The organism is Collinsella sp. AF02-46-1, from assembly GCF_003465825.1.
In the GTDB taxonomy this organism is placed as follows: Bacteria; Actinomycetota; Coriobacteriia; order Coriobacteriales; family Coriobacteriaceae; genus Collinsella.
The window spans coordinates 82,198-93,067 of sequence record NZ_QSBV01000010.1 but is presented as its reverse complement, the minus strand read 5'-3'; the positions used below and the strand labels follow the sequence as shown (position 1 = coordinate 93,067).

General features: G+C 56.0%; 1 protein-coding gene. It reads right to left on the bottom strand.

Going from position 1 to position 10,870, the window contains the following annotated elements; all coding sequences use genetic code 11:
* Positions 1–102: 102 nt before the first annotated feature.
* Complete coding sequence (locus DWV20_RS05660; protein WP_118256570.1) at positions 103–10,836, bottom strand: hypothetical protein; 10,734 nt, start codon at positions 10,834–10,836, stop codon at positions 103–105.
* Between the last annotated feature and the right edge of the window lie 34 nt (positions 10,837–10,870).

Sequence of the window (10,870 nt, the reverse complement as noted above, 5' to 3'; positions counted from 1 at the left end):
AAAGCTGGCCGCTGCGCGGCCAGCAGACTAAAGTCTTGAACTAGAAAGGGGGCGGCAACCGGGTGGTTGCCGCCCCCTTTGCGAAGCTAGTTGGCTTCGGAACTAGTGATCGATGCCGTTGAGGTTCACCCTCGTGAGCGTGTAGGTCACATAGTCGGGCGATTGAGGCGTTGCACTCGCCGTGCTGCCCGTGACTAGGCTCGCCGTCATCACCAGACGATAGTTCGCGTAGAACTGATCACGCTGTTCAGCCTGCGTGTTGACCTTAACGGTAAAGGGCAGGTTAAACGTGGTGTCGCCGTTCTGTGTTCGGAACTTGCCGTTCTCCTTCGAGTCAGTGAAGGTGATCGTGCTACCGGAGGGAGCGACCGCGGCAAGCTTACTCTCCGTCACTGTTACGTAGTTGGAGATATCATCCGTTACGCTCTCATACGTGCCGTCGGTTCCGCGGCGCTGAAGCGCGAGCGTGTACACAACAGAGTCTGCGTTCGCAATTGCCTCGGCGGCGTTGCTGAGTCCACCCAGTTCATACGTGGCACCCAGACCAATCGTGCCATTCGCGATCGGACGCAGGTCGTCCACGTTAATGCCAAGCTGCGACTTCTCAGGCGCCGATAGCGTAATGGTCGTATCACCCGTGTCCATGCGATAGTATCCAACGTTGCCGCGCTTCGTCATCGCCAGGCTCGAGGTGGCAAGACCAGAATCGCGCGTCGAAAGCTTGGCGGTATAGGACATCTTGGTACAGGCGTCCTCGCCAGACTGCTTGGACAGGGAGATAACCTTGTTGCAGCCGTCCGGCGTAAGGCGAATCTCTTCCACTACCGTACGCACGGTAAAGGATCCGCCCGCTGCACGCTTGCGGATTCCGGCAAGGTCATGGTCGAGCGTGAGCCTCAGTGAGTCATCACCCGTATCCGTCACAATCTGTGTAAACGCAGGCGTCGAAGCGTCATACGGCTCCCAATCGCTGCCATTCCACCTGTAGTTCTGATTGCCGATGGCAACATAGAACTTCGCAATCGCCGAAGTTCCGCTCGGGAAACTGCTTACTCCCATTAGGTTGTTGTTGGCGCCATAGCGACACAGCGATGTATCGAGCTGATAGAACAGATGGTCGCTCTCTGTATAGTATTGGCTCGGGCTAAACGTAACCGTATCCATGACATCGAGAGAAAGAACGTAGGCGGCACCGTCCTCCGACTTCGAAACCGGAATGCACGCCCCATCTTTTTTGTCGACTACATTCTGCTCATAATTGGACAAGATACTGTATGTCGATGCCGTACTGTTTTGAATATCGTCGCTGCCATCGGTGCGTAAAACATGATGCAGATTCCAAGATATGCGGGCACCCGAAGAATTCGAGTCAATAGACGAAGCCGTAAAACCGTTGATATTAGCTTGCGTCACGCCGTCGCCCGACTTGGGCACGTTGACAACTAGGTAGACGCTCTCCGACGCACGCTGCTCCTTGCCGTTATCCTTAGGCACCTCTAGCGTATAGCGACTGTTGCTGGGAACGTCAGCACCCGCAACCTTAAACAGCGTCCACTTGCCATCGAGTTTCGCTTTAGCGGTCGCCTCTGCCTCGTTATCACACACGGTCCATGTGCCGGCGCCATCCTGTGTGGCCGACACATCCAAAATCTCGCTCAGCCATCGCTCCTGATATGGATTGCCCGCAGAATCCTTAAAGCCGTCGTTTCCGCTCAGGGAAACGCTCGTTGCTCCGCCTTCGCCCACCGTATAGTGATACTCTCTGCCACCGGCCCGGCCGTCAACGTTCGCATCGATGAGCGCAAGCTGGCTGCCCTGGGGCAACCTTCCGTCGGCACCATTGAAGAGGATGCTCTTACCGAGCCCCTTCATCGAGCCGCCAGCAGCCATATAGCTGTCCCAGCCAAAGTCGACTTCCTTCCCATTGGCAGAATTGTATGTCCAGGTAAGCAGACCCGTCATCGGCTCGCCAAAGCTCGTAAGCACGTGTGCATCTTTTCCAAGGTTAGCGTAGTCGCTTTCTTTAAACTTAGTGCCGTAATCATACGTTGCAGTGAAATCGATCTCGAGCTTGCGCTTAACGATGATCGGCACCTGAACGTTGTAGCTCTGACCCGCCTCGGTAAAGGTGACGGTCAGGAGCGTAAAGCGACCCATGCCGTTATCCCAATCGGAGCTTGGGCTAAACGACATGTTGTTCTTGCCGTTGTTCACCACGCGAAGCGTGGGATTGTTCGACGCGTCATCGTCCTTAACGAACACACCGTCCTTGAGTTGGAAAACCTCTGCTTTGGCCGTCACGTGCGGATTGGTGCCATTCTCGTTATTCAATCTGCAGGCATCGGAGAAGCCGCCGTTCGTGACGATGTTTAGATAGCTCTTGACCGTCGTGTTGTCGTTGCCAGAGATCACCAAAACGGAGAAATCCGTTGTGGCTTGGTTGCTGCTTGTATCATTATTCGAATTGAACTTACTGGCCACGGATGAGGCATCGTAGCTCGACTTATTTTGATAGGCGCCGTTGTCATTAATGCCGCCGATATTCGTGTAGGTGTAGCGATCGGCAACACCGGTGCCTGCCTCGCTCTGGACGGTCGCCGCGGTGTCGATGGTGGCGCCGTCGCCAAACAGGTAGCGATCGGTGGTGTCGTTGTCGGAGGCACGCACCGCCAGCGTGCTTACGGGGCTCGTGGTCACGTACGGGCTTGCCGCCGTGGTAGCGGTATCGTCCGCACCGTAGAGCGTGGTGCCCTCGTCGGGCGCGCGCAGCGTGTCCTTATAGTCGCCGAACGCGATGTAGGTCTTCCTGTTTACGGCGGCCGTATTGGTCGTGTAAACCATCGGCGGCAGATCACGCGTGGTCTTGCCGTTGCCGAGCTTTACGTTCACGCCCGCTGCGGAGAGGCTATAGCCGTTTGTGTCAACCTCGCCTAAGAGCACGCCCTGCTTAGAGCCCAATTTGTAGGTATTGCTGTCCATGAGCACGTTTACCAGATGGAACTGGCCGCGTCCGTCGCCCGCAATGCCGCCGTTGGAGGTTCCGCCAAACGTTGTGTTAGATACCTTTGTGTTGGTGACGTTGATGACGTCGGCACCGCTGTTAATCGCGCCAAGTAGACCGCCGCTCCACCTGCCCTTGATCGTGGCGCACTCAATCGCGATATTGTTGCAGGCTATGTTCACATTGCTGAAGTAGTAGCCGATAAGTCCGCCCGAGCATTGGTCGGTGCCGGCAATGTTGATATTCTCGACGCTACAGTCCTCAAACCAGTACGTGTTGGGGCTGCCACTGCTCGTGACCTCGCCAATCAAGCCGCCCGCATTACGGATGCTATTGTTCGTTCCGGTGGCATCGCCGATGATGGCGCTCTTGGCATCGCCTCCGGCATCAATGCGCACGTTGCTTATAGAAATAACGCCTCTATAGGCGCTTCCGACCACACCGCCGGCGCCCATGTACTTATCGGTGTTCGACCCGGTGGCGAGTACATTTACCCCAGAGATGACTGCCGTGCTCGATGCGACGGCTTCCGTGATGCCAATTTTGGTGTTCACCGATACGTTACTGGAGGTATAACCGAACACGCCGCCCACGTAGGGTGTTGTTCCCGTGGCGGTTATGGTCGAGTTTTTGCCAATAGTCTTCTCGTATACCCCCGTGGCCGCGGTTGTCCACACGCTGCACGGCGAGGCGATCGCACCCACATAGCCGCCAACGTACTTCTCGCCCGTGACGCTAAGGCCAGTGTATGAGCAGTCATAGAGATTCGCGGGCGCCTGCGTGCCGGAGCCGAAATTGACCATATAGGTCACGTCGTTATCCGTCCTTCGGCTGGTACGGCCCGAGCTGCCAAGAAGCCCTCCTACGCTCTTTGCGCCCAACACGGTGCAGTTCTTCATCTGTACGTTGCGGTAGACGCCACGCGTGTTGCCGTCGTAGTTGGCCGTTGCGCCCGCCAATAGGCCGGTGCCGATGAGGTCGTTCGATGCCGGTCCCGAGGCAATGCTACCGTTGGCGTCTTTGTACGTGAGCGATACGTTGCAGTTACTAAAGGTAAGGTCTTTGACCTGAGCGCCGTCATTCGCGGTGACGCTCTGCCCCACATTGGTTGAGGTGAACATCACGGTGCTGAATAGGCCGCCCACGCCCGAGACCTTATAGTCGTCATCGGCATATTCGACGACGCCGTAAGTGGCATCTTTGGCGCCTACCGTGATGGTGGCCCCGTTGCCGTCGATCGTTGCCACGTGCGGCGTGATGCGGTCGCGATCGGTGGACGCCTCGTTCGAGCTGCAAGCATTGGAATAGTAACGGCCGCTAAGGCCCACGTATCCCGTGCCGTAGCCGGTCATATCGTAGGTGGCATTTTCCTTGAACTCCAGGCTCATGCCGATAGATTTCGACGCGCACACGTAGCCCGTTTGGTAGTCGGCAGCGTAGGACGCCACCAGGTAGGGCGAATTTACATCGTCATCATGGTCGAGCGGGCCGTGCCACCCCTGTTTGCCCGGGGCCTTCTGGTCATCGTTTTTGGCGGTTTCGAAATCGCCGGCAGCGCTCGCAGGCTTGCCCACGCAGTCGTAGCTGGCATTTCGCACCTTACCATATTCCTTGTTGCCAAACAGGTAGCCGTTTATCGCCGGGTCCTGCTTATCGCTGCCCCAGTACGCCTTGGAGCCGCGGAACACGCCATAATTAGCGTAGTCGGTATGTGCCGCTCCAGCACCCGCACCCGAGCTAATGATGGCCGAGAGCACCAAAAGGCCCTGGGCGTTTTCCACCGTGGTCACGGGTGCCTCGGCATCAGTGCCGATATACTTGTTGTCGGTGCCCGTGGTAGTGACGCAGGCGGTTCCCTTGTTTGTGAGCTCGTTGATCTTGTAGCTAGCGTTACCGTTTTCGACTTTGCAGCCCTCGCTAAAGGCATAGCCATCAATCACACGGCCAACGTAGGGATTGTCGTACTGCCGGAAGTTGCCCGTTCCAAGCCCCTGAGACTTGTCGCTGGTTCCAGCGCGCCAAGACGTCCCTGACATATTGCGGAAGATCACACCGCCGCCCGCAATGGCACCAACGTAACCGCCGACGGGAACAAGATGTGACTTAGTTCCGCCACCAGTAACCGTAAAGCCAGTTGTGGGGTTATCGGCCGTCGCCCCATTTACGACCACGCCATCGATAATGTTATCGCCACCAAGGATGCAGCCGATAACGCCACCAAAGAACGCCGTTGGGGCACCGTCGGCGTCCTTGGCAGAATAAGTAATCGCCGCCGACTCGTTCACATAATTGATGTTGAGGTTGCGTACCACGCTGCCATAGCTATAGGGAACCAGGCCGCGAAGCTCGCCCTTGTTGTTTTCAATCTCAATTGTTGCAGTCGAGGCGCCCAGATCGCCAACGATAACACCGCGGAACGGATTGGCCTTGTTGCCAAACCCGCCAAACGATGTCGCATCGACGGTAATCTTACTATCTTTGTCAGGCTCTATGCTGTAATACGCACTCTGTATATAGCGGCGCACGGTTTCGTCGCTCAGCGTCTGCTCGGGATCGGTCTTATCGCCGATCTTCCTCTCCCATTTTTTATCAGTACCGTTTGCCTGCTTATAGACGTACGTAACCTCATTGTTGGTCGATTGGTCGCTGCGGCGAGTGCAAAGCGCACTCTGGTCAGCGGCAATGGTGACTTCCCAGCCATCCAATGCCACGCTATTGTTGATGTAGTTGGCGATGGCGTTCATCTCCGTCGCGTCCTTAACGGTATACGGATCGCCATATGTACCACATCCCGTTATCAGCTTTGGAATACGCTGGTTGACTTTTATTTCGTGGTACTGGACATTGCTCTCGGTGGCCTTCCCCTTATAAACATAAGGAAGATAGTCACCGAACACCGGGGCATCGACATTCGCCGTCTTATCCCCAGCCTTCACCAAGCCGTTAGGGGTGCCATACGTCGCTTCATCGTAATACCAAAGCTGCTTGCCGGAGTACTCCGTGCCTTTCCTATCAATTTCGGATCCGTAGGTCACCTTGTCATTTTGAGCGGCATCTGCTGTAAAGGTATAGTCCGCCGAGCCCGTGCCGCCGGTCGCGTAGCCAAAGCTCTCCAGCAGGCTCGCGTGGGTAAAAATCGAATTGTCCGTTTGGCTGGGCAAGCTTATTTTCTCAAACTTCGCTATGACCTGATTGGCCTTATCTCCCACGCCGAGCTCGCCAAACAAGCTTGTAGCTGCAATCTTTTTTTTCGTACCGTTATTGTACGAATCGGTTACCGAGATATTCTTCGCATCAAGGTTTACAAGGGTCTGCATCTGGTTGATTAGCAGTGGAGCGTATTGGGTGGCGTTCGTCACACCATCGACCGCAAGACCATCGAGCACTAAACCGTTTATCGTGATTTGTGCCACATTGGTTTTTTTGACGGGTCCGTAGATATAGCGACACACAAGCGCGCCAGACGAGCTTCCCCAATCGCTCACAACAGAGCCCACGGTACCAGCAAGCGTGACATTCTCAACCTTAAGATCGCCCGTGTGAGTTCGGATGAGAGCGCAGTGCATATTCTCGTGCTGCGTGGCTTCGTTATTCTTTTTATTGCCTTCTTGCTCAGCTTTAATATCGGAATAATGGAACGTAATGGTTGCGTTTTTTACCGTTACCGTGGAATTACTGGTGGGGTTGGTGGGGTAGAAGCTGTATCCCTCTAGGTTGATAGCCACGCCCTCGGAACCGTTCGTACCAATATTGTTTCCTTTGAAAATCTCACGATTTCCCGGAATGATATAGCCCTGAATTGCAGGCGGGGCATACAGGCATGCACACCAAAGCAACAAGTACTCCGGGCGGTCCATCCAGCTGCTCGCACTACTATTTTTTGAGTTGCTGCCTACTACCGTATACGCCTTGTCAAGATTGTAGTAATACCTCGTCCAAGCGTTGGTTTTGCGTGAGTTGCCGAAATCCGTTCGATTGTGATAGCTGTTATCGCTTCCCGGATTTCCGCTCATGTCGAGCTTGCCATTATTAACGTCGTCTTTGGTGTGAAGTGAAACGACAGTGTTCCATTCGGCATCGATTAGCTTGCTGCCTGGCTTCCTGCCGTCGCCAACCCATTCATCAAACTTCTTTATGGACTTAGCTTCCGCAACATGAATGCCTTCGACCCTATAGGCAGTACCCCAATAAGCCTTATCTTCTAGATATAATCCCGCATACGGCTCGGAACCGTATATTCCGTCGGCTACCCTGCTGCCACGGCCGACGAGCAAGCCCAACATCTCGGCGTTGCTCGCGTTAATGGTTGCACCCGAAAGGTCGATGGCATAGTCGTTGATGACCCAGTGGCCACTAGCGGCGTATACAAGACCGCCGAGCTCCTTGGAATTCTCCGCAGTTATTGAGGCCTTGGTTGTTCTCAGAGCATAGGAGTTTACATCCTTGTTAACGCTGTTATCTCCGATAGTTACGACCGCGTTGCCCCAGCTATAACCCAAGAGACCGCCCGCGCCATTGAGCTTATCGCCGTTTTTGCCGACGCTCATGGCGAACGAATCGAACACCAACCCTGCGATGTTGACGGTCGCCACATTGGTCTTGTTTGTCACGTTTTCTTGTTTACCCTGTGCGATGCAGCCGATAAGGCCACCAACTTGGGCAATCTTGCCGCTGGCGCAATTGCCGGTTTCGATTTTGCCGCCGGCTTCGAGACCCGTAACATTGAATGTCGAGGCATAATCGCCCACATAGCCGATGGCGCCGCCAATGCGAATATTGCCGTTAAGCGTTTTAGTTGCAGCGATGGTCGCTTGAGCCTTGCTGCTGCCCCCAAACGTAACCGTGGAAGCTGTCGACACGCTGCCCGCAATACCACCAATGTTCACATCGTTAATGTTCACATCGTTAGCGAACGTATCATCGCACGCGATATTCGTTTTGCACGTTGCGCCAGACAGCGTCAGACCGCCCGCAATGGTGCCCGCAAGCGATCCGGCATCAATGGCCGCGCCGTTATCGAACTTCATAGAGCCGGCGATTGTGACGTCGGAGACAGTTGCGCCGTTGATTGCTGCGAACAAGCCCAGGCGGCCGTGGCGATAGATTTTGCCGTTGCCATCACTGGTGGCACTGACCTCGCTATTGCCGCGCATGCCGTAAGGCTCGCCCACCGCCAGACTTATGGTGTGACCGTTGCCGTTGAGCGTGGCGGTAAAGCTGTGGTTGTTCTCGTTAACGCCGGCTTGCTCTTTGGGCTGTCGGTCTTTGGTAAGGCCGGTAAGACCTGTGCCGGAAAGGTTGATGTCTGCGGAGAGCGTGATGTTCGTCGAAGGAATCTGAGCGAAATTGTCATCCGCAACGTCCTCCACGGCGGAGAAGTACCCGCTCGTTTGCCAGGTGATCGCCAGCTTTGCGAAATCGTCGACGCCTGCCAGCACAAAGGCGCCACCAGTTTTTACGAGGTTCGATTTAAAGATACACTGGTGCGAATCGTTGATGGTGATGAGATCATTGCTCAGCCCACTGCCCAGGCGAATGACCTGACCATAGCTGTAGATGTCATCAATCTTGACCTGAGTGGTGGGGCGCTTGTATTGCCATTTTGTGATATCGCCTGCGGTGGCACCGCCGTCGCTTCCGCTACCCGCGGCAAAAATGAGTGAGTTGAAGTTCTCATAGACTAGCTGCGCGGTGTGGTCGTTTTCCGCGAATCTGGCGTCCGACAGATCGGTGACACCGCTGAACTTAACGATGCCGCGCCACGACGATCCGACGACTCCGGCAAAGCCGCCGTTCGAGCCGCCGATGGTGGCGTTGCCGGCGGTTTCGACCTTTAGGCCGCGCACTTCTAGAACGTTTTTTGTGTCCACGACGCCCACGGCACCGCCATACTTGCCACTATTGCTGGCGTAGCCCGATGTTGCACATGTCACCGTTGCGTCATCAATGACCACGGCAGACTCGTTGGGACTCCCGTTGCCTTCGCCAAGGTAGCCTACCAGGCCGCCCGCATAGGTGAGCTTGCCGTTGGAGCCCACGCCAAACGACACCGCGGCGCCATCCTGCACCGTGAACGCACGCAGTGCCTCGCCATCCTTCCTGCCCCACAGCTTGCCCACCAAGCCGCCGTAGTTGCCGCGCACGCTATTGTTGTTGTCCGTTCCGTTTTGCAACGTACTTGTATACGATCCGCCGCTGACGGTCACATCGCCGTTCGAGATGTCGAGCTCGCCGAACAGTCCGCCGGCAGAAGGAGCGACGCTCGTGTTGGATACGCTGAGATCCACGCCCTCGCCAAAGTCGAAGATGTCGCCATTGATGGTGAACTTGCCGGCAAACGAGGCGTCGCCGATAAGGCCACCTGCATACGTGCCGGCCGATGATGACCCAACCGCGCGTGCAGGCTTGATGGTGATGGCATTGCCCGAGGCGTCTTTTCCGCTGTTATCCGTACCCACGGTAAGCGTGAGGTTGGCTGCCTTGCCGATAAAACCGCCGCTGGCGGTGGTGCCCTTGACGGTGAGCGCGTGTAGGTCGAGAGCCTCCGTGACGTTGACCATGGCACCTGCACTCGAGCCAACGAGGCCTACAACGCCACCGGCAAAGCCGCTCGTGGACTGGACGGTGGCGGCGGGAACATTGGTCAGGGTGCCGACGCTCAGGGTCGCACCGTCCTTGACTTCGCCTACGAGCAGCCCAGCGTTGTCAGAGCTCGTTTCGACGGTTCCGCCTGAGGCCAGATCGTTGGGGAACGTGACGGACTCAACCGTCAAGGCCCCGCTTTCGACCGTGTTACCAATCAAGCCAATGTTGCCCGTCGCATTCACCTTGAGAATCTTGTGGGAACCGGTGAAGCTATAGGTAACTTTCGCAGCAAGATAGCCCGTCGTCTCACCCAGGAGGGGTGCCGTCAAGACGGAAGTCGTATCATCCTTCTTATCAACGGGACCCGCGATGTCAACCGACGCGTTAAGCGTCTTACTCTCTTCGCTGTTTTCCGCACCGCTGACCTTCGAAGCGACCATCGGCGCGCTATAGCTAGTCGCGCCCACCCACTTCATCTTGACCATATTGTTTTGGTCGGTCAGCTTGAGGCTATTAAAAACCGTCCGATCAGTCGTGAGCTCGACGGGACTATCAGCGCCATTCAGCGACCTATAGATCCTGCCTTCAAACGGATGCTCATCGCTGCCAAAGCCCTGGAAAGACATGCCGTTATTAGCCGACTCGGTGAGCTTCGCATCGCCCGTGATGATAACCTTGATCTGCGCATCATAGTAAAGCGAAGCGTCGGCGTTAGACAGGGCGGCGAACGCCTCCGACGACTTGACATTGAGGCTTTTGATTCCACTGTTATCTTCTTTGAGCACGATGTTTTCCGCACCATTAGCCTTGAGCAGCTCGACAAGCTTTTTCAAATCCGTGATCGTCGCACCCGCCTGGGCCTCAGCGTCCTCCGAAGTCGCATCATCGGCATCTTGCTCGGCGTCGTCAGCGGCGGCATCGTCAGCGGCATCGTCGCCTTCCGTCTGGTCGCCCGTGGAATCGGAACCCATGGCGCTATCGGTGGTATCGCCTGCTGCAGCGTCATCCTTCGCCGCGTCATCCCCAGCACTGTCGCTGTCGGCACCGGTATCACTCGACCCAGACCCGATCGTGACATCGCCGTTGGTCTCGCCGCCCTCGGCAGTATCCAACGCCTTCGCAGATGCGGCAGCAATCTCGTTCGAGATGTTCTGCCAGCCTGCCGCCACAGCAACCACCGTGGGCGAGCATGCTTGGAGCACCATGACCACCGTCATGAACTCTGCGAGTATGCGCTTTGCCGTTCTCATCGATTCCGTACCTCTTATCCTAAAAACTCCGCTT

Excerpts from the sequence above, each read along its gene's own strand:
- DWV20_RS05660 (WP_118256570.1), bottom strand. The coding sequence starts at position 10,836 with ATGAGAACGGCAAAGCGCATACTCGCAGAGTTCATGACGGTGGTCATG.